Origin of the sequence: Baaleninema simplex PCC 7105 (assembly GCF_000332355.1) — a bacterium.
Classification (GTDB): Bacteria; Cyanobacteriota; Cyanobacteriia; order Cyanobacteriales; family Geitlerinemataceae; genus Baaleninema; species Baaleninema simplex.
Map to the genome: position 1 here is coordinate 1,906,272 of NZ_KB235958.1, position 22,562 is coordinate 1,928,833.

General features: G+C 51.4%; 10 protein-coding genes and 1 pseudogene. 7 read left to right on the plus strand and 4 right to left on the minus strand.

What is annotated here, in order from left to right:
- Positions 1 to 258 (plus strand): annotated as a pseudogene (locus GEI7105_RS37100) (ISKra4 family transposase); the annotation flags it as partial.
- A gap of 173 nt (positions 259 to 431) precedes the next feature.
- Here GEI7105_RS37100 and GEI7105_RS0110590 read toward each other — a convergent pair.
- On the minus strand, positions 432 to 3,839 hold the full coding sequence (locus tag GEI7105_RS0110590) for an ATP-binding protein (RefSeq protein WP_017660438.1): 3,408 nt from the start codon (positions 3,837 to 3,839) through the stop codon (positions 432 to 434).
- Positions 3,840 to 4,026: 187 nt separating this feature from the next.
- Here GEI7105_RS0110590 and GEI7105_RS0110595 point away from each other — a divergent pair, with 187 nt between their 5' ends.
- The 5 genes from GEI7105_RS0110595 (at position 4,027) to ybiA (ending at position 12,314) form a co-directional block, all read left to right on the plus strand.
- Entirely contained in the window at positions 4,027 to 5,199 is a 1,173-nt protein-coding gene (locus GEI7105_RS0110595; RefSeq protein ID WP_026097574.1) for a pyridoxal phosphate-dependent aminotransferase, read from the plus strand.
- Positions 5,200 to 5,501: 302 nt separating this feature from the next.
- Complete coding sequence (locus GEI7105_RS0110600; protein ID WP_017660440.1) at positions 5,502 to 7,940, plus strand: Calx-beta domain-containing protein; 2,439 nt, start codon at positions 5,502 to 5,504, stop codon at positions 7,938 to 7,940.
- 306 nt (positions 7,941 to 8,246) lie between these two features.
- Positions 8,247 to 8,936, plus strand: a complete 690-nt coding sequence (locus tag GEI7105_RS0110610; RefSeq protein ID WP_035492940.1) for a Crp/Fnr family transcriptional regulator — start codon at positions 8,247 to 8,249, stop codon at positions 8,934 to 8,936.
- Positions 8,937 to 9,354: 418 nt separating this feature from the next.
- A complete protein-coding gene (locus tag GEI7105_RS0110615) occupies positions 9,355 to 11,157 on the plus strand; it encodes a M61 family metallopeptidase (protein WP_017660443.1) in 1,803 nt (600 codons plus the stop codon).
- Between the two features lie 665 nt (positions 11,158 to 11,822).
- Positions 11,823 to 12,314: a riboflavin biosynthesis intermediates N-glycosidase gene (gene ybiA, locus GEI7105_RS0110620; RefSeq protein WP_017660444.1), complete on the plus strand. Its 492-nt coding sequence runs from the start codon at positions 11,823 to 11,825 to the stop codon at positions 12,312 to 12,314.
- A gap of 45 nt (positions 12,315 to 12,359) precedes the next feature.
- Here ybiA and GEI7105_RS0110625 read toward each other — a convergent pair whose 3' ends face one another.
- Positions 12,360 to 13,397 (minus strand): RNA-guided endonuclease InsQ/TnpB family protein, encoded by a 1,038-nt coding sequence (locus GEI7105_RS0110625; RefSeq protein ID WP_245555398.1) that lies wholly within the window; start codon positions 13,395 to 13,397, stop codon positions 12,360 to 12,362.
- Positions 13,398 to 13,612: 215 nt separating this feature from the next.
- Between GEI7105_RS0110625 and GEI7105_RS0110630 the strand changes: the two genes are divergently transcribed.
- Entirely contained in the window at positions 13,613 to 14,332 is a 720-nt protein-coding gene (locus tag GEI7105_RS0110630; protein WP_017660446.1) for a response regulator, read from the plus strand.
- Positions 14,333 to 14,381: 49 nt separating this feature from the next.
- Here the strand turns inward: GEI7105_RS0110630 and GEI7105_RS0110635 are convergent, their stop codons facing one another.
- Positions 14,382 to 19,841, minus strand: coding sequence for a trifunctional serine/threonine-protein kinase/ATP-binding protein/sensor histidine kinase (locus GEI7105_RS0110635; protein WP_017660447.1), 5,460 nt, complete (start codon positions 19,839 to 19,841; stop codon positions 14,382 to 14,384).
- A 1,142-nt stretch (positions 19,842 to 20,983) separates the two neighbouring features.
- On the minus strand, positions 20,984 to 22,384 hold the full coding sequence (locus GEI7105_RS0110645) for a (Fe-S)-binding protein (protein WP_017660449.1): 1,401 nt from the start codon (positions 22,382 to 22,384) through the stop codon (positions 20,984 to 20,986).
- Positions 22,385 to 22,562 lie beyond the last annotated feature (178 nt).

Genomic DNA, 22,562 nt, shown 5'->3' on the forward strand with positions numbered 1-22,562 from the left:
GTCGCTGGCTCAGTTCGAGGATTGGTCACACCCGCGCGTCACCAAGTTGGTGGCTTACGTGCAAAACATCGACACCGCATCGTCAACTACAGCTATTACCAGTGTGAAGGGATTTCTATCGGCTCTGGAGCCATTGAATCGACGGTCAAGCAGATTGGTCGGCGTCTCAAGATTTCCGGCGCTCAGTGGGAACGTCAGAACGTTCCACAAGTCCTCAAGCAACGCTGTGCTTATCTCAATGGAGACTTTTACGCCTAACACTTGCAAAACTGGGATGCACCCTCGACTGAGCGCTCGCCGAACGTCCTTCGGCACCTCCCCTTACTAAGGGGAGGATGGGTGGGGTTCCGGGTGCAAAAGTGAGATGCACCCTTCCCGTTCCCTGCTCCCGATTTTGTTACACAACTGATTTAGGGTTGCTATATCCCCCTTTAACTCAGATTAAACTTTTGACTGTGACAGCGTTGCATATAAATTTTAGTCACAGTATCGTTAGGATTGCGCTGCAAACAGTCAGCAAACAGTTTTTCAGCTTCTTCGTATTGTTTCAACTCAAACAATACTAACGCCTGCTCGAAATGAGTTCTCGTTTTAGATTTACTCTCACGAATTCCGGGGGGATCGGCATCGAACACTTCAAAAACTGGCGTCCGATCGCTTTTTCCTTTAACCGCTACGCGATCGATGAGTCGGATATGATAATCTTGAGAAGACTGTAACCTGCAAAACGTGCGATCGGTAATTAACAAAGACACTCCGTACAATTTCGTCAATCCTTCGACGCGAGACGCTAAATTAACGGCATCGCTAATCGCCGTACTGTCCATCCGTTTCTGTCCGCCTACCGTTCCCAACATTAACATTCCAGTATTAATCCCGATACCAATTTTTAACGACGGACGTTCGGGACGTTGTCGCGTTTTATTATATCGATTGAGCCGTTTCAACATACTAATCCCCCCTCGAACGGCATCGTCAGCACTTCCTTGAAACAATGCCATTATCGCATCGCCAATATATTTATCGATAAATCCATTATTTTCTAAAATTGCCGGTTCCATGCGCGATAAATAACCGTTGATAAATTTAAAATTATCCTCCGGCGTCATATCTTCGCTCAACCGAGTAAAATCGCGAATATCGGAAAACAACACTGACATTTCTTGACGTACCGTATCGCCGAGCTTAACCTCTAAAATACTTTCTTTATTGAGCAATTTTAAAAATTGATGGGGAACGAATTTCGCATAGGCCATACTTAAATGAGATAGGCGCAAGTGAGTTTGCAGGCGAGCGAGGAGTTCCTTTTTATTGATCGGTTTAGTCAAATAGTCGTTCGCCCCTAAATTGAGTCCTTGAACGATATCTTCTGCTTGCGTTTTCGCTGTAAGCATCAAAATGGGGAGTTCGTGTGCGGAGTATTTTTCCCGTAGCTTTGCCGTCACCTCGTAGCCCGTCATTTTGGGCATCATGACATCGAGCAGGATCAAATCGGGTTTTAAACCGTTTTCGATCGATTTAAGGGCTTCGAGACCGTTGGAGGCTTGGGTAATTTGATAGTGTTCTGGGGAGAGGTGATTGATGAGAACCTGAAGGTTGATCGGTTCGTCGTCCACGATGAGAATACTAAAGCGTCGTTCGGGTCGGGGGAGATCGGTTCTCAAGCTCTGTCCGTAACGGTCGATCTCGATCGCCCCGTTCAGCGGCCGTTCGACAAAAGACCGATCTGTTGCGTCGAGATCGAGGGTTTGGGGTAACGCCAACACCGGAAGCAAACAGGAAGACGAATCCTCGCGGCGTTCCTGAGCTTGGCGATCGGCTACCGGAAGGGTAAACGTAAATTGCGAGCCTTTCCCCGCAATCGATTTGACAGAGATCGTCCCCCCGTGCAGTTCCACGAGTTGCTTCGTCACCGCCAACCCCAGCCCCGTTCCCCCATATTCGCGAGCGGTAGAACCGTCGGCTTGCTCGAAGGACTCGAAAATGCGATCGAGTTGTTCCTCCTTCATTCCGATTCCCGTATCGGAAACAGTCACGGCTAAATGGGTCGCTTCCTCAGCGGTACTGTTGGGGACGCACTCGGCGGAAATCCCCACAAATCCCTCATCGGTGAATTTAATCGCGTTACCGACGAGGTTGTAGAGAATTTGCTGCAAGCGGTTTTCGTCAGCGTAAGCCAGCGGGAGCTGGGGAGAAATGGCGTTGACGAGTTGGACGTTTTTCCGCGTCACCAGCGACTGACAGAGACTGAGAATGGCTTCGGCAATTTCGCGCACGCCGACGGGTTTGCGTTGCAGTTCGATCTCTTTGTGTTTGAGTTTGGAAAAGTCGAGAATATCGTTGACTAACGCCGTTAACCGATAGCAACTTTGGACGATCAGGGTGAGGTTTTTCTGTTGCGTGGGGTTGAGGGGGCCGGTAACGCCGTCGAGCATCGATTCGGCGATACCGATGGTGCCGTTGAGGGGGGTTCGTAGTTCGTGGGAGGTATTGGCGAGAAATTCGTCTTTGAGGCGATCGAGTCGTTCCATTTGCTCGTTCTTCGCTTGTAGGGAGGCGAAGGAGGCTTGGAGTTGTTGCGCCATGCGATCGAACGATCGCCCCAGTTCGCCGATTTCGTCCGCTCGCTTGAGAGTTCGGCGATCGTGGGTTTGTGCGTCCCAATTCCCCTGAGAGAGAGACTTGGCCGACTGGTTGAGGCGTTGGATCGGTCGAACCACCCATCGCGCCGTCACGATACCGATTCCCGTCGAGACTCCGAGGGCGATCGCGCAGAGGACGATGGTATTGCGGGTGTTGGCGTGGATGCGAGCCATAAAGTCCGACTCGGGAACCGCCACCACGATCGCCCAGTTCAACCCCCACTCGTCGCGAAACGGCGTCACCTGTACTAACTGTCGGTTTCCGTTCCAGTCAAAGGTGCGTTGGATGCGGGTGTCGATCGCCTCGAAGCTGCCGAATTCCGTCAGTAAGTAGGTAGCCGTGGCGCTGACGAGGCCGTTTTGGCTGGCCGTGGCGTACAGGCGTTCGGGGGTGTCGCCTTTTTGCGAAAAGGGTTGTTCGTCGACGGAGGTGGCGACGAGTTGTCCGTGGCGATCGACAATAAATGTCTGGCCGGTTTGTCCGATGTCGAGGGTGCGTAAAAAGTTGCTGATGTCGAGCAGCGAGATATCGACAGCGAACACGCCGAGGAGTTCGTCGTCGTCGTACAGGGGTAACGCTGCCGGAAGTGCTAAGTTCGGATAGGGAGCTGCCCAAACGTAAATTTCTCCCCAAATGGCGGTTTCGGCGTTGACGGCGTCGACGTACCACGGCCGCGTCAGCAAGTCGTACCCCGGAACGGCCGAGAGCTGTTCTCCTCGGTTTCCCCCGCCGTCGGTGGCGTAAGTGTAGAAATTATCGTCGTTCGGGGTTTTCCGGCCTGAGGTGCCAATGCGAATCGAGCCGTCGGGGACGCGCTCGACGCCGCTAAACTCTCCTTTGGGGTTGCCGAAGTAAACATAGGTGACGTTGTCGAACAGGCGAATCCGCTGGGCGAGGTGGCGATCGAGTTGGGATAAGTTTTGTAAGTCTAGCTGTCCTAATTGAAAGGCTTGGGCGTTAAGCTGGTTGATGAGATGGGGCGCTTCGAGGTAGCGATCGAGCCGTTCTTCGATGCGATCGGTCAGCTCGTCTCGCAACTGGGTCGAGATGTCGTCGATGGCTTTTTGACCGTTGCGAAACGATAAATATCCCGTCAGTCCCACCGCCGCGAAAATTTGGAGGGCGAAGGGGACGATTAAAACCGTTCGTAACGGAATGCGATGTGAAATTTCGTTAGCCAAGCGGCGCAAAACCATATCGGCGAACGTTCCCTCCTACCCTCATCCCCTGCTCCGACGATTGTATGGGTGTTTTTCCCATCATCGCTTCAATGGTGGAGGATGTCACCGTCGTCTGACCGAAAGGATACTCTTCGATCGAGACGTTAGCGGTAAAATTCCCCTAATTACCACTTGCAGGGTATTCAACAGCGTATTAATCTCGATGAAAATATCAGCACGAGTCGGTCAAGTTCCTCCTTCGATGACCCTGGCGATTTCCGCCAAAGCGAAAGCTATGAAAGCCCAGGGGATCGATGTGTGCAGCTTCAGTGCGGGAGAACCGGATTTCGGAACGCCCCAACACGTCGTCGAAGCAGCCAAACGGGCGCTGGACGAGGGGAAAACTCGCTACGGACCGGTTGCTGGGGAACCGCAACTGCGCCAGGCGATCGCCTATAAGTTACAGACGGAAAATCAACTCGATTACGCCGCCGAAAACGTTCAGGTGACGAACGGGGGGAAACAATCGCTGTTCAATGCGATTTTAGCGCTCGTCGATCCCGGTGACGAGGTTATCGTTCCCGCTCCCTACTGGGTGAGTTACCCGGAAATGGTGAAGCTGGCGCAAGGGGTTCCGGTTATCGTGTCCACCACAGCCCAGACGCAGTTTAAGATTACGCCGGAACGGTTGAAAGCGGCGATTAGTCCGAAAACGAAGCTGTTCGTCCTCAATTCTCCCTCGAACCCGACGGGGGTGGTGTATACGCCGGACGAAATTCGCGCTTTGGCGGAGGTGGTTCTCGAGGCGGGAATTTGGGTGATTTCAGATGAGATTTACGAGAAAATTCTTTACGATGGTGCCGAGCATTTGAGCATCGGTTCGGTCAGTCCGCAAGTGCGCGATCGCACGATTACGAGTAACGGCTTCGCCAAAGCGTTTTCGATGACGGGATGGCGCGTGGGGTATTTGGCGGCGCCGGTGGAGTTGATTAAAGCCACGAGTACGCTACAAAGTCACAGTACTTCCAATGTTTGCACCTTCGCTCAGTACGGGGCGATCGCGGCGTTGCAATCTCCCGAGTCCCCCGGATGTATCGAGGAGATGCGATCGAGTTTTGCCAAACGTCGCGCTTACGTTCTCGATCGTATCCACAGTATTCCCGGTTTGAGCGCTCCGACTCCGAACGGCGCGTTCTACGTGTTTGTGGATATCGCCAGTATGGGGTTGTCGTCTCTGGAGTTTTGCGATCGCTTGCTCGAAGAGTATCACGTGGCAGCAGTACCCGGCATTGCCTTCGGAACCGATACCTGTTTGCGATTGTCTTACGCGACGGAGATGTCCGCGATCGAAAAAGGGATGGATCGGTTAGAAAAGTTCGTGCGATCGCTCCAATAGTGTTGGAAATCGCAACCTCGCAACGCGGGTAGAGGCGTGCAGTTCGGGCGTCTCTACTCCCCCCTCGCGACGCCGTCTTAACTTATTGTTTTAAAGTTGGAAATTTGGAACCCCAGTCGCTCTAAACTCGTCAGAAACAAACAAGCGATCGCTCCCCTCTTGCCCTCCACAGACAGGAGGTTTCTCGTTCGTGCGATCGAACCGGAGACACGCTCTCAATTTTGGTATAGTCTTTAACAGATAGGGCAGCATCTCCACGACGCGCGATCGTACATTTCTAACCCTTAGCGAGTCAGAGGACTATGGCCGTCATCCAAGACACCCTTTCCGCCGGTGGCAACTTCCTCCCCGGAACCTCAGAAGACGACATCATCTCCGGTTTAGACGGAGACGATACCCTTCTCGGCCTCGATGGCGACGATCTCCTCCGAGGAGACCTCGACAACGACAGCCTCGACGGAGGCGACGGCGACGACATCCTTCGCGGCGGAAGCGGACAAGATACCCTCCTCGGACAAGACGGAGACGATATCCTCAGCGGTGATGGCGGACGCGATCTGATTTTTACAGGGGACGGCGATGACATCGTCCTCCTGCAACCGTTTTTCGACCCCGACGACGAACCGACCGACCAAACGATCGACGTCGATCCGCGTTTAGAAAACTTCGATGTGGTTCTCGATTTCGATCCCGATCGCGATCGCCTCGGAATCGTCGGAGATCTGACCGCTGACGACTTAGAACTGATTCCCCCCGACGACGATAACTTCGCAACGGTCGTGCGCGTCCGAGACACGCAAGAAATCCTCGTGCGCCTGCTGTCTGAAGACGAGGTGTCCGGGCCTATCGACGAAACCCTGGTCGTCAAACTCGATGTGGTGGAATTCGCCGACTCGACGTTTCGGGTCACAGAAGACGGAACGGCCGTGATGGCGGTAACGTTGACGCGCAACATCAGCAGCGGAAACACGATCGGAGTCACGGTCACGCCGAGTGCGGACTCGGCGACGATGGGAGATTTCGACCCGTCTCCGATCGCGGTCTTTTTCGACCCCACGGAAACCACCAAAATCGTCGAGATTCCCATTATCGACGACGACATTATCGAAGAGACGGAAACCCTCAATTTGACCTTGAGCGATCCCCTCGGCGGCGCGAGTTTGGGAGACCGTCAGACGGCGGTGTTGGAGATTGCCGACAACGACATCGTCGTTCAGTTTCAAGAGACAATTTTTCCCACCCAGGAGGAAAACGAAGGGGTCGAGGTAACGCTGTTGCGATCGGGGGTTACAGAAGTTCCCGTGAATCTGGTCGTTCAGGTGACAGACGGAACGGGGACGTTTCCCGACGATTTTCCGCTGCAACAGATTCCCGTCGAATTCGAGGCGGGTGAAACGAAAAAAACCGTCACCGTTCCTATTATCGACGATGACATTCCCGAACCCCTCGAAACAGTCAACCTGCAACTGGTAGATTTGCCAGAAAACGTGACCGCCGGAAGCGACGATCGCGCTCAAATTGTCATTACCGATGACGATACGCTATTAGCATTTTCCGAGTCGATTTTCGAGGTCAACGAAGACGGAACGGCCGTGATGGCGGTAACGGTGGTGCGATCGGGAAATTTAGACAAAACCTCGACGGCGACCGTGGTTCTCAACGACGGAACGGCAACGTTTCCCGCTGATTACGACAATACGCCGATCGAAATTAGCTTCGCCCCCAACGAAACCGAGAAAACCATCAACGTTCCGATTTCTGAAGACATTGAAGTCGAAAGTGCTGAAACCATCAACCTCGCCCTGACAAACCCCAGTGCGGGAACGATGCTGGGAACCCAAGCTACGGCGATTTTGGTGGTGTTCGATAACGATACGGAACCCCCCGAACCCCCCGAACCTCCCGAACCTCCCGAAGCAGCGGGAACTCTAGTTTTCGGCAGTTCCAACTTTTTCGTCGCCGAAGATGGAAACACCTTTGCCGAAATTCAGATTTTGCGGGAAGGGGGCAGTACTGGAGCAGTCAGCGTCACGCTCGTCGCACGGGATGGAACGGCTGAAAGCCCTGGAGATTTCGATCCGACGCCGATTCAGGTGACGTTCGCCGATGGGGAAACCGAACAAATCGCGCGATTGCCGATTTCGGACGATTTGCTCGTCGAACCCCCCGAAACGGTAATCTTGGAACTGACCGACCCGACCAACGGGGCGATGTTGGGAGACGAAGATTCGGCAACGCTGACGATCGATCGCAGCGATTTACCGAGTTTGTTGAACTTTGAGGGAATCGATAATTTAACGTCGGTGGGAAATTTTTACGGCGATCGCGGCATTTCGTTTTCAGAGAACGCCTTGGGGATTATGAGTGCCTGCGGTTTGAAAAAAATGGGTGTCGATGACGGGTTCGGCGGTAATTTCGAGGAAGCCCCCAGCGGCGTGACTGCTTTGACTTACGGAGAAGGAGAGGCGATCGTCGTCGATGTCGCCCAAGGGTTTACGGGACAGGTGGCGTTATCCTACGCGTCACCGTTCCGCGACCACACGATCGCCATTTTCGACGGGGCGAACGGAACGGGAAACCAACTGGCAACGGCAACGTTAGAACCGACGACCCCAGGGGAGTTTCCCCAAGCGTACGATGTCTTTGAAACGGCTGTCGTTCCGTTTTCAGGGGTGGCGAGATCGATTGCGATCGGTTCTCAAAGCAACAAGCTCGTCCTCGATGACCTATTCCTGGGGTGATGCTTTACAGTCACCAGTCACCAGTCACCAGTCACCAGTGAAGAGTTAAGAGTTAAGACAGTTTCTTGCTTGTCCCCCCTACTCCCTTGCTCCCCCTCTCCCCTGCTCCCCCTCTCCCCCCTCTCCCCCCTCTCCCCCTCTCCCCCTCTCCCCCTCCCCCGTTCCCCGAAGAATCTAACAGAGTTGCTCTCGATCGCGGTTCGTCGCATTATCATCAAGTAGGGGTTGAGGTTTTTCGATCGCCGGGAGACATCCCTGGCATCTGTTGCAGTGACCCCTGATATTGGCTATCTCTCGATCGAGTTCATGCAAAGCGAAGCCTTTAGCGAGCTGTTCCCCCTGTTCAACGCGGCAAATCCCGAAACGGTCGATTGGCTGCTGTCAGTGGCTGACGAACACGAGTATCCCCCTGGTCGTGCCGTGTTGATGGAAGACGCCTGGGGGAACGCTGTTTATTTTGTCATGTCGGGTTGGGTGAAAGTCCGACGCCTCTCTGGAGAAGATGCCGTGACTCTCGCCGTTCTCGGACAGGGCGACTTCTTCGGCGAAATGGCGATTTTGGACGAATCACCGCGATCGAGCGACGCGATCGCCCTCTCCAGTGTGAAGTTACTCAGCGTTTCGGCGCAACGCTTCATTCAAACACTGTTTAAGGACGCGCAATTACATCACCGGATGTTGCAGTTGATGGTGCGTCGCCTGCGTCAAACCAACGCGCGTTTTCAAATACGGAACCGTCCTCCAGCCATTAAGTTAGCCCGAACCTTGGTCTCTCTGGCTGAAAGCTACGGCGAAGCGACGGAAAAGGGAACCAAAATTTACAACCTCGATTTGAAAGATTTGGCAGACGTGGCCGACATTACGGCCGACGACGCCCGTAAAATTATGGAAAAGCTCGTCAGCAAGGGTTGGGTCGAAATCGACGAAGCCAGCCAAGCGATGTATTTGGTCAACCTCAAGCAACTTACCCACCTCGCCGGACATATGGGCAATTGAGGTGTCGAGCGGATGGGGAGCCAGGGAGAGGGGGAGAAGGGGAGAGGGGGAGCAGGGGAGAAACAGTTATCTGTTTGCTGTCTTCACTGTTGCCTGTTGCCTGTTCCCCGTTCCCTGTCTTCACTGGTGACTGGTGACTGGTGACTGTCTTCACTGTTCCCCGTTCCCTGTCTTCACTGGTGACTGGTGACTGGTGACTGTCTTCACTGTTCCCCGTTCCCTGTCTTCACTGGTGACTGGTGACTGGTGACTGTCTTCACTGTTCCCCGTTCCCTGTCTTCACTGGTGACTGGTGACTGGTGACTGTAAAAAGCCTCTTCGCCGTAAAACCCGATCTACCCTAGAAGGAAGGCAACGTCAGCTTGCTTGTGGTGGGTTGGCGGCGTTGCCGGTACAGTGATGAGAGTATAGAGCGATCGTGACTCAAGTAATTCCGATTCGACCGAACACTTCCGAAACCACTCCAAACGCGATCTTGCGGTACACCGTGGCGATGTCCAAACCCGAATCTCATCTGTTTGAGATTCGCTTGCAGGTGTCGCAATGGCAGGCGAAACACTTAGATTTGACGTTTCCGGTATGGACGCCAGGATCGTATTTAGTACGAGAATACGCTCGCAACGTACAGGATTTTGCCGCGCAAACCCCAGAAGGCACGACACTGGCTTGGCGTAAAGTCTCGAAACACCAGTGGCAAATCGAAACGGATACCACGGAAGAGATTGTGGTGTCTTATCGGTTGTTCGCCAACGAACTGACGGTTCGTACCAACCATCTCGACGGAACGCACGGGTATTTTAACGGGGCGGCGACGTTCTTTTTTATACCAGGATTTGAGGATCGACCCATTGAAGTGGCGATCGCACTTCCTCATTCCGATTGGCAAATTGCCACGACACTTTCTCCGGTTCCCGAGGTCGAAAATACGTTTGTTGCGGAGGATTTCGACACGTTAGTCGATAGTCCGTTTGAAATCGGCATTCAAGAACGCCGCGAGTTCGAGATTTTTGGTAAATCCCACGAACTGGTGGTTTGGGGACGGGGTAACCTCGATCTCGATCGCCTGGTCGAAGAAATCGATCGCATCGTGCGCGTCGAAGCTCAACTGTTTGGCGGTTTGCCGTACGATCGCTATCTCTTTATTTTACACCTATCCGGCAGCGGTTTCGGTGGCTTAGAACACAAAAATTCCTGTTCTTTAAACTACCCTCGACTGGGGTTCCAAAAAGCCGATTCTTACAATCGTTTTCTGCAACTGGTCGCTCACGAGTTCTTCCATTTGTGGAACGTCAAACGCATTCGTCCCAAAGCGTTAGAACGTTTTGACTACACTGCCGAAAACTATACGCCATCTCTGTGGTTCTGCGAAGGCGTTACGAGCTATTACGATATGCTACTGCCGTTGTGGGCGAACCTTTACGATGCGAAATCGTTTTTGAAGATTTTCTCGAAAGATGTTACCCGATTTTTTACAACGCCGGGGCGTTTCGTACAACCCCTATCTGAATCGAGTTGGGACGCTTGGATCAAGCTGTATCGACGCGATGCCAACAGCGACAATTCACAAATTTCCTATTATTTGAAAGGGGAACTCGTGTCGTTGATGTTGGATTTGACGATTCGCCAAAAGAGCGACAACACTCGCTCGATCGACGATGTTATGAAACAGGTTTGGCAGCAGTTTGGAAAAGATGAAATTGGCTATACCCCAGAACAGCTTCAAGAGGCGTTCGAGTTAGTTGCCGGTTGCCAGTTAGACAACTTTTTCGATCGCTATATTCATGGAACTGAAGAATTGCCTCTAGCTGAGTTTCTCGAACCTTTCGGGTTGAGTTTAAAAACGGATACTGACAAACAACCGCCGTTTTGGGGTGTGCGAGTCAGTGGAAACGGGAACGGAAACGGGAACGGTACGACGATTCAATTTGTGGAAATCGACTCTCCCGCACAACAGGCGGGATTGGATGCTGGTGACGAACTACTGGCGATCGATGGTTTCCGCGTCAGTTCCGATGCGATCGCCGATCGCTTGAAAGACTATAAGCCTGGGGATACGATTTCAGTCAGCGTTTTCCATCAAGACGAACTGAAAACGGTATCTGTCACCCTCGCCAAACCTCAGCCAAGTAACTATCGCGTAGTTCCGGTGAAAAATCCGACGTTGACGCAGGCGAAAAACTTCCAAGCGTGGCTGGGAGCCGATATTACGACGGTTTCGTAAAAAAGGTAAATCATACGGAATCCGTTGGGTGCATCTCAAAAATGTAAATTCATCGAATTGGGCGCACTCAATTTCCAGATCCCCGGCATCTCCAAGATGCCGGGGATCTTATACCGGAAGTGCTAATCGGGAATTTTGCCACCCCAAACTGATGTTTTTGCAAAAGTGAGATGCACCCAACACGAAGCTCCGGGTAGGTTGGACTTCGGCAACGCTGCCGTCCATGGGTGGAACGAAGTGGAACCCAACAACCGCTCGTCCGAGCAGGTCAGCTTGTCTCCGATGAATTGACATTTTTGAGATGTACCCAATCCGTTTCCGATAAGCTAGGTGTCAAGAAGTCTTCACCACATCCCTCTAACCCCCCTTACAAAGGGAGGCTAAGGGGGGATGGAGGGACTGGTCGGATCGCTCAAAACCAGTATTTGGCTACCTCGATTAATTCAAGCTTATTGAGTCCTCGACTCCGCTCGGACTCAACGACGTTCGGTGAGCGCTCAGTCGAGCCGCTGAGCGGAGTCGAAGCGTTGAGAAAAAGGCTCTACTATCGAGAACCGAGAACGAGATTTGAAGGGGTTCGGGCGGTGAGGATGTCAAAGGCAGTCGTGTACACTGAGAGCGGATGGATTTGGGTAGTCGATCGCGGATTTCCTCATCTAGACGACATGACCATTTATTTTTATAAAGTCGATCGCGAATACGGTTGTTTTTCCAATTTTTCGCCTCACAGCATCGAATTGGAGGGGCGCGTTTGGCGAACGGTCGAGCATTACTACCAAGCTCACAAGTACGTGGGAACGAAGGACGAATCGGTCGTGGAGGAGATTCGCACGGCTGAAACGGCAGAAGAAGCGGCGCGATTGGGGCGCGATCGCTCGCGTCGGTGTCGCTGTGATTGGGACGAGGTCAAAACGACCGTCATGTACGAAGCGGTACGCACGAAGTTTCTCACCCACGAGGACGTGAGACAAATCCTGCTCGAGACGGGAGACGAGCGGTTAGTCGAAGATTCCCCCGTCGATTATTTTTGGGGCTGCGGTGCCGATCGCACGGGAGAAAACCATTTGGGTAAAATCTTGATGAGCGTTCGCGAGGAATTACGACAACAGCGCGATCGCGGAGAACGTCCGTCATTGCCCTCGAAACAACAGCGGTAACTATTCCCACCGAATCGCCTAACGGCTATAGCGGGGGCTTTATCCCTAACCCGTACCTGCCGGGAACAAACTCAGTTGCCCTTCTAACTGGCAAGCGTAGGTCGAGATTTCAGGCTGAGTTACAACAGCCCCCAGTTGAGCGATATTTAACGCTCCGTTTACATCAGCATCATGTTCAAAGCCACAAAAGCCACACTTAAACCGCTTGCCGTTGCGATAGGATTTACCTCGTTCGGGGTGAACGTGGTGGCATCGAGAACAAGCTTGAGAAGTATAGCGAGGATCGACAGTAACAACCTCGACTCCTGCGATGTTTGCCTTGTACTCGGTAAACAATTGCAATTGGTGGAACGCCCATCGGTGAATTTCGGTTCGGGTCTTTTTCCTGAGCTTGACGTTCAGTCGAATCCCCGTCAAATCCTCGAAGGCAATTACAGACTCGGTAGCTTTGGCTTCTCGAACGAGTTCCTTGCTGATGTTGTGATTGACCCAACTTTGAAACCTCGATTCACGCCCAGAGAGCCTTCTCAAGAGGCGTTTCGCCCCTTTCGTGCGTTTGGCTTGAATCGAGGCTCGAACACGAACGTACTTTTCGCGAGTCGCCCTCAATTTCTCTCCCTCCCAGGATTTCCCGGTGGAGGTGGTGGCGATATCTCGCAATCCCCGATCGACTCCCAAAACCTTGGGGGTTCTCCCCTTCGGTTGGGTGAGGACTTCCACAACGATGTTGATGTAGTAATCCCCTTGTCGGGTTTTCTTCAGCGTTGCACTGGTGGGGCTTTGACCTCGCAACAGCGCAATTTGATAGCCACCCATCTTGAGATCGAAGTTGACTCGTCCCGACTTCAGTGTTACACAGACCTGTTGTTTGGACTCGATATATTTGAACGTCCGAACGTCGAGACCGACGCTGGTGGGGCGAAACTTGTGGATTTGTTGGGTGGCTTTTCGTTGATTGACAACGCGGCGAATTGCCTGACAAACGTGATTGGCTTTGAGTTCGGTGGCTTCTCGAACTGGCTTATACGTCAGGTGATGCAGCTTGGTCGTGTTCCAGACATTGTGTTCTTTAGCTGTTTGCAATATTTGGTTGCAAGCCTCAGCAAAGCCCACCAGAGTCTCATCGATCTTTTCGGTCAACTCGGCTGGAACTATCAGCTTGCATTTAACCGTTATTGCTTGAGTCATGTTCCCATTTTAATTCATCCAAAAAACGGTGTAAACCTAACATTGGAGGCGGCACTTCCTCCCACCGCTAACCCTTACGGGTATAGCGGGGGTCTCCGTGCCGAAGAAAGATGAAAATTTTAATTGTTGAAGACGATTGGGAGATCGCTCGATTGCTGCAACAAACCCTCGAACCCGAAGGGTTTTCTTGTCATCTGGCCGGTGACGGTTGGGCGGCGATCGATGCGTTTCGCCAACAACAACCGGATTTAATCGTGTTGGATTTGATGTTGCCGGGGTTGGATGGATTGGAAGTGTGCGCCCGCATCCGACAGCAAACCGGTATCAAAGATCCCTATATTTTAATGTTGACGGCCAAAGGCGAAGAGATCGATCGCGTCATTGGGTTATCGACTGGAGCCGACGACTATCTCGTCAAACCCTTTAGCCCTCGGGAGTTAGTCGCGAGAGTTCGAGCGTTATTGCGCCGTAGTTTGCGCCAGGGAGGACAAGAACAGGAGCGGATTCATCAGAGCGCCTCTTTTACGGTCAATCTCGATCGCCGAACGGCTCACCGCCATCTCGATCGCGACGGAGAAGAACCCTTAGATTTAACGGCCTTGGAATTTAATTTGTTGGCAACGTTGATGAGCTATCCGGGGCGCGTCTGGAGTCGGGCGCAGTTGATCGATCGCCTCTGGGGAGAAGATTTTTTTGGAGACGAGCGAGTCGTCGATACCCACGTGGCGCGATTGCGAAAGAAAGTCGAAGCCGATCCGACTCACCCTCAGTTTATCAAAACCGTCGTCGGCGTCGGCTATAAATTCACCGATGCACCATCAGACCCCTAAGTAATGTCCCGCGATGTCGTCTGTCGTGGCAAGGACGAGTCGGCAGTTTTCAAGAGCTGGCGTTTGACAGTTTCCGTTGTCGCACGGGAACCTGAATTTGAAATTCCGTTCCGCCATCGGGTCTCGAGATGCAGGAAATTTTTCCGCCGTGTTTGTCGACAATAATTTGATAGCTAATTGACAGCCCCAACCCCGTACCCGAACCGACGGGTTTGGTGGTGAAGAACGGGTCGAACAAACGGCTGCGAACGGTTTCGGTCATTCCCGGTCCGTTGTCGGCGATCGCGACCTCGACCCAATCGCGATCGATGGCAGCGGTGCGAATCCAGATCGTACTGGGGTTCTGCTCGATTTGCGATCGCACGAGATCGCGATCGCGGCTTTCTAGCACGTCGATGGCATTGTCAATAATATTGAGGAACGCTTGGTTGAGTTCTCCGGCATAGCATTCGACCAGGGGTAAGTTGCCGTATTCTTCGACCGTGCGAATTTCGGGGCGATCGGGTTTCTCCACCAGGCGATCGTGCAACACGAACAGCGTACTCTTGAGACCTTCATGCAAGTCGACCGGCTTTAAGCTCGCTTCCTGCAAGCGAGAGAAGTTGCGGAGGGACAAGACAATTTGACGAATGCGATCGGCACCCGTCTGCATCGAACGCACCAAATCGTGTAGGTCGCGCTCTAAAAAGTCCAACTCGACGCGATCGAGTTCTATTTGAATTTTGGGGGTTGGATTGGGATATTCTTCCCGATACAGCTGAATCAAATTTAACAGATCTCGACTGTATTCTTCGGCGTGGATTAAGTTCCCATGAATGAAGCTAATCGGGTTGTTGATCTCGTGCGCGACCCCCGCAACTAAATTTCCCAAACTCGACATTTTTTCGGTTTGAATCAATTGCATTTGAGTTTTCTTGAGTTCGGAGAGCGTCTGTTCGAGTTGAGTCGATTGTTCCTTCAAACGTTGATTTTTTTGAATCAACTCTAGGGTGCGATCTTCCACCTTCTGCTCTAAGGTGCTGTTGTACTCTTCGAGTTGAGATTTCGTCCGTTTGAGATCTTCTGTCGTCGCTTCTACATTGGCATAGAGCAGAGCGTTTTCTAAGGAGATCGCGATCTGTGAAGACAGGAGGTTGAGAATTTCGAGTTGTTCGGCTTTAAACGCTCCGATGGTGAGATTGTTTTCTAAATAAAGCAGACCGATAAATTTCCCTTGATTCACGATCGGCGTACAGAGAACTGATTTCGGTTGCGTCCGTACCATATAGGGATCGCTAGCAAATTTGCTATCGCGGGTCGCGTCGTTCAAAACGACCCCTTCTTTCGTTCGCGCGACGTAATTGAGGACAGACAAAGGCAACGGCAGCTCTGAATTCGTCGAAAGAGACGGCAACAATAACACTTCGTCTTTATCTAAATTTCCCGTCGCTTCGATGCGGAGCTGACCGTCCTTTTCTAACAGTAAACAGCTCGTTTGGGCGGCGGCATTTTCCATCACGATTCTGAGCAGTTTATCGAGCAACTGACTCAGGACGATCTCGCCAGCGAGGGCTTGTGAGGCTTTGACGACGGTAATTAAATCGAGAACGTTGACGTTTTCGCTGGCCGAGGTGGAGGTGGCCGTCGAGAGTCGTTCGGCGATCGTTGCCGGTACGACCCGTGAAATTAAGTGGGGAACGGTCGCCTCGAGACGGTTCGCTTTGACCGTCGCGCCCCAGCGAATATAGCCGTAGTAGGCTTCTGTGAAGTAGGTACGAGCCACTTTCTCGCGATCGCAGGCGAGATAGAACTCTGCCGCTCGTTCGTTCGCGAGGGATTCTTCTTGGACGAATCCTCCATCGATCGCTCCCCGAACGGCGCGATCGTAATACTCCATCGCCTCGAGGGTTTGCCCCAACACCCGAGCTTTTTCGGCTTCGACCAATAGATATTTATGCTGGTAGTTTTCGGGAGCGTGAAACGCCCAATTTTTCAGTTTTTCCTGGTTCGACGCCACGAGATCGAGAATGTCTCGTCGTTCGGGCGACTCTTGGCGGGGACATTGTGCTAAGAGAATTAAGGAATAGTAGAAGTGATGGACGGGCGTGTGCATCAAACCCAGCAAAAAGCCGGAGTAGCGATCGGACAGGCGAGCCATGTCTAACGCTGCCTCGTAGTCGTTGAGGGAGTACAGCAGCATGGCTTTGGCGAGATAGACCGTAAACAGCAAAGCGCCGTTATTCGTCTCGACGAACTTTGGAAGCATCGCGTCTTCGTCAAAACTTTTTCCCGCGAGGCGTTGGGGATTTTCGGTGTCGCCGGTTAAGTTCAGCACCCACTGACGCCAGATGGCAATGTAGGAACTGAAATAGGGTTGGTTGAGGTCTATCAGTAAGTCGATGTAATGCTGCTGCTGTTGTTGCACCACCTCCAGAGATTCGCCCATGAATAAGGGGTAGATCGAGGCATACATGGCAGCGTATCCGGCGTATTCGATGTCGCCGGTTTCGAGTCCGATCTGAACGGCTTCTTTTAAGGGTTCGAGGGTCGCTCCGACTGGCTCTTTCCAATGGCGGATGTGGGCGTTGAACAGTTCGTAGATCTTGCACTGATACTCTCGGGTCTCGAAGCGATCGAGAATTTCGATGGCCAAGCGACCGAACTGATAGCCTTTTTCGATGTCGCCTAACGCACCGCACAGCATGAGTCCGTAAAAGGCATAGGCATAGGCTGCCAGGGGAGAATTGCCGTATTGGACGCACAAGCAAACCATTTTCTGGGCGATCGCCGGTAACAGGTCCGCAGCGGCGACGTAAGCCGGTGGCATGGCGTTCATCAAGGTCTGCAAAGCGGCTAGCTTCACCGGGTCTTTCATCTCTGGCAGGTCGCTCGAAGCGTTCGGACTCAGATCGTCGGCGGAGGCGGACGTTAAAGGTTCTCCCAACATCTCGAGAACGAACAGAGCCACGTCCAACGCTGCCTGCATCTGGTTCTGGGAAATATGAGATTGAATTTGGATCTGGTAAACCTCGACTTTATCGAGTAACGTCTTGGCACGTTGCTGGACGACTTCAGCTAGCTGGGTGGCGCGATCGAAGCGTGCGCTGAGATATTCTACTTCGACGGCTTCGACGTATAACTTCAGCGTCAGGTCGTACAGGGTATCCCAACTGTCGGGGGCGAGCAACTCTACCCCCAGGGTTAAATATTTGGCAGCCGTTTCGTAGGCGGTGGAGATTTTCGCTTTGTGTCCGGCGATCGCGTTGAGTCGGGCTAGATTGTCTTTTTCGGAGCGATCGACGATCGACTCGACACCGAGGTTGAGGTGATTGACGATCTCGAAAATGTTTTCTTCGATCTCTTGGGGTGGGGTATGTCGTAACAACAGCCGACCGACTTTGAGATGGATCGCTTTCTTGTCGGCCTCGGAGATCGAGCTATAGGTCGCCTGCTGCACGCGATCGTGCAAAAATCGATAGGTAATCTGGTATTCGCCGTCCGTCCAGTTCGGCGTTTTGTCTAGCTCGTCGAGCAGGAACACGTTATAAGCGTCGCTGGTGGGGAGAACGAGTTCTTCTTGAAGGGCGTCTTGCAACTCGGAAGCGGTCTGGAACGGAGATTTTTCGTTGACGATCGCCAAAACGTTCAAGTCGAAGGTATTGCCGATACAGGCGGCCAATTTCAGGACGTGCTGCGTGGTGTCGCCGAGCTTTTGAATTTTGCTCACCATCAGTTCCACGACGTTGTCGGTGACGTCGCGGGTTCGGATCTGTTCGTTGTCCCACCGCCAGCATCCCCCGGTGGCGTCGAAGGTTAAAAGCTCCTCTTGGTATAAAGAAATTAGTAACTGAGTTAAGAAAAAGGGATTGCCTGCGGTTTTGTTGAAGACTAACTCAGCCAGCGATCGCGATTTTTCCACCGGGCAGTGCAATGTATCGGCCACGAGCCGTTCGGTGCAAGTTCTATCTAATGGTTGTATGTTAAGGTCGCTGACGCGAGTGCCGTTGTTTCGGACGTTCTCTAAGGTGGTTGTTAAAAGATGGGTGGCACCGACTTCGTTATTCCGGTAGGCTCCCACCACCAGCAACGACTGATGGCTGAACTCCGTCGCGAAGATTTCGAGCGATTTTAACGTCGCCGAATCTGCCCATTGCAAATCGTCTAAAAAGATGACGAGGGGATGGTCTTTCTGTGCGAAAACTTCGATAAATTTCCGAAAAACTAGGTTGAAGCGATTTTGCGTTTCGATCGTTCCCAGCGATAAGACTTCTGCTTGTTTGCCGACGATCGATTCGACTTCGGGGATCGCGTCTATAATAACTTGACCGTTCGTCCCCAAGGCATCTAGAAGTTTTTGCCGCCAAACGGCGATCTTTTCTGCACTCTCGGTCAGCAGTTGTCGGATTAAGTCTTGGAATGCCTGAATGAGAGACGCGTAGGGAACGTTTTTCCGGTACTGGTCGCATTTACCGGAAATAAAGTATCCGCCCCGCTGGACGATCGGCTTGTGAATTTCGTGAATGAGTGCGGTTTTACCAATACCGGAGTAGCCGGAGACGAGGACGAGTTCGGTGGTTGCCCGACAAACTCGCTCGAAAGCAGAGGTGAGGATTGCAATTTCTCGCTCCCGGCCGTAGAGTTTTTGCGGGATTTGAAATTTTGCAGAAACATCGTACTGACCGAGGGTAAACTTGCTAACGATCCCCGAGGTTTGTAGTTGCGTCAAGCAGGTAGTTAAATCGGCTCGAATGCCATAAGCACTTTGATATCGGTCTTCTGCGATTTTCTCCAACAACTTCATGACGATGTCAGAGACGGCTACGGGAACGGTCGGATCGATCCCGTGAGGTGGAACGGGCTTTTTCGCCATGTGGCAATATACCAATTCCATGGGATCGGAGGCTGAAAATGGCAATCGACCCGTTAAGAGTTCGTAGAACGTCGCACCCAAGGAATAAAAATCTGTACGGTAGTCGATCGCGCGATTCATCCGACCGGTTTGTTCGGGCGACATATAGGCGAGCGTGCCTTCGAGGAGGTTGGGATTGCGGACGGATTGACTTTCTCGCGAGAGGGAAGAGGCGATCGAAAAATCGGTCAGCTTCGTCTGGCCGGTTTGGGGATTAAAAATAATGTTGAGGGGTTTTATATCTTTGTGAATGACGTTTTTTTCGTGGAGTTTGCCGAGCGTATCGACAAGCTGAGCGACGATCTTCAAGACAGCGATCGTGTCGAGTTTGTTTTGAATAATAAAATCACCCAGCGAAATGCCACCGATGTCTTCTAAAACTAAGGTCAATCCGTTATATTTTTCGAGTCCGTAGCAATGAATGATGCCGTCAATTTTTAAGTTTTTTGTAATTTCGCATTCGTGTCGAATTTTAGCAACTTCTTTAGGGGTTGGATAGTTAGTTCTTAAAACCTTGAGGATGACTGGCTTGCCATCTGAATTTCTCTGAGCGCGATAGACAATATTTTTTTGGCTTTCGTAGAGTTGCTCTACAATGTGATAGCCTGTAATGGAGAGCATGATGTACCTTCCTTCTCGTAAGTTTAGAGTCAGATGAGATGACTCGATTTTCAGTTGTCAGTATGGAAGTGTCAGTATGGAAGTAAGCCACCTTATTTTTTGAGCGATACGCTTTAAATTCTTACCCGCACGTCGCTCGATCGAGTTTACAGTTCGATGTAAGACGTAGATTTCTGGCTGATTTGCTGAGTTTCACTGAGGACTTCAGCGATTCAAAAGAAACGACAAGTTTCAATTTTTTTCTAGATAAATCTAGATTTTATTAACATACTCGGCTTACAACAGGGCTAAGTTGCGATAGGACGCGCCCGGAACGAACCTCGGACTTTAAGCGTTTCTTGAGACAACGAAGTGTTCGATCGAGAGCCGAACTGGTGATGCTTTTGCCACTGACTTATCATTTTTGTAAGTCAGCGGAACGGCAAATACCAGCCCTTAACGATCGAATTCAGGCTTTATTCCATTATAAAACAGAGGAAGAGGACAAGTGAATCGAAGTTTTTACGGAATTTTAACTGATTTTATCCCCGTGAATTCACTAGAAAATAGGCGATGACAGCGTAAACTTCTCTGTATAGAAAGCGTTTCTGCTGCTAATCGACAGAAAAATGTATCAGTTTATACAATTTAGATTAGTTTTTATATTGGTATTTTTAACTATTTTTTAAGCTTATTTATACTTATTTATACTTATATAATTAAATATTTCATTATATTCGATCTATTTATGTTCCCGTCCGATCTGACACACTTGACAGAAATTTAAATTAAGTACAGCCTTTTATATCATAAACAAAAAGTGCTTTAAAAGCAAGATTCAAAAAATCAAAAAACAGACACTCGCCGTCCAAAACCCTGGACTTTCATCCAGACACAGAAAAATTCAACCAAAATCAATCTTCTTTTGGGGATACGATCTCCAATAAGAGCTTCTGAAATCGACGTAAAATCAAGAGTTGCAGGATTTATCGAGAAAATCGTGAGAAGCTCAACCCCCTCCGATCGTCGTCGGCGATCGCCGACATCGAATCAGTTTCCCCAACATTGGGTCAGTTCGATCGCAGGATCGGGATATCGCTTGCTGCGGCGATCGCCGATCGAGAAGATGGACTTCACCGATGGCGATCCCGTCGCCGCCAAAACTAAACCCCCAACATCTCGCCCCGAATCGACAAATCCAGCAGTTCGATCGGGTGGCGTAATGGAATCTCGCGACCTTGCAAAGCCAAATTCTTCTGAATTTGCAACGAACACCCCGGATTCGCCGACGCAATTAACGACGCTCCCGTATTCGCTAAATTCTCGACCTTTTGCTGTCCCAACTCGTCAGCCACTTCTGGCTGCAACATATTATAAACTCCCGCACTCCCACAACATAACGCCGCGTCTAAGGGTTCTCGTAACGTAACGTTGGGAATTTGACGCAAGAGTTCTCGTGGTTGAGAACTAATTTTTTGACCGTGGATGAGATGACACGCATCTTGATAGACGATCGCTAACTCTTCATCCGCAATCGGATGCAACTTCGTCGTCAAGCCCACCGCCGCTAAAAACTCGTTAACGTCTCTCACTTTGTTCGTAAAAGCTTCAGCTTTCTCTCGGTAAACCGGATCGTCTTGCAAAATATGACCGTATTCCTTTAACGTATGACCGCAACCCGCCGCATTAATAATGACGAAATCGACGTTCGTTTCCTCAAAACTGTCGATGTTTTGACGGGCGAGTTCTTGGGCTTGGGCTTCTTGTCCCTGGTGAGCGGGTAACGCCCCACAACAGCCCTGAGATTTGGGAATGACGATTTCGCAACCGTTGGCGGTGAGAACGCGGGCTGTGGCTTCGTTAACGGGATTAAAAAACAATTGTTGGACGCAACCGAGCAGCATTCCTACGCGATAGCGTTTTTCGCCTCGGGCGGGGATGATATCGGGAAAGTTGGGTTTAAAGGCGTCGGGGGTAATTTGCGGAAGAATCGACTCCATCGCCCCCAGTCGCGGAAACCAGCGGTTGAGGAATCCCGTCGATCGCATAAATTTCTGCAATCCTAACTTTTGATACGCCATCAGAGGATACAACAGCGGACGCAGGCGATCGGGGTAGGGAAATAGGTTAAAAATAAGGCTGCGAATCAGGCGATCGCCGATCGATCGCGGGACGTTGCGTTCGACTTGCGGACGAGTAGCGGCGATGAGTTTGTCGTATTCAACGCCAGAAGGACAGGTGGTGACACAAGCCAGACACCCCAAACAGGAGTCGAAATGTTGAACCGTAGCGGGTTCGAGTTCGGCTTCGCCGTTGTGAATCGCATCCATTAAGTAAATACGTCCTCGAGGCGAATCCATCTCTTTTCCGATGACGCGGTAACTCGGACAAGTCGCCAGACAAAAGCCGCAGTGAACGCAGGTGTCGATGAGTTCCGGTTTGGGGGGATTTTGGGGATCGAATCCGTCTTTCGGGAGTTCGCCGAGATGGGGGTTTTGTTGGAGGAAATTACTATTTTTAGCAGGGATGCGGTTGGTTTCAGTGGGGTTCGGTTGAGTTTGCATATTTAGGGTGAGGATGCGATCGAACGGTTTTGAAGAAAATTTATCGAAAACGAGCCTCGTAACAGAAAGACGGAGTCTTCGAGGTCTTTGAGAAAGTCGGTTCGGACTCCGTCTGGCTGCGAGAGAACGCTTAAGCTTTTACTGGTGGGGAGGTTGGCGGTATTCAGCCCTCACCTCT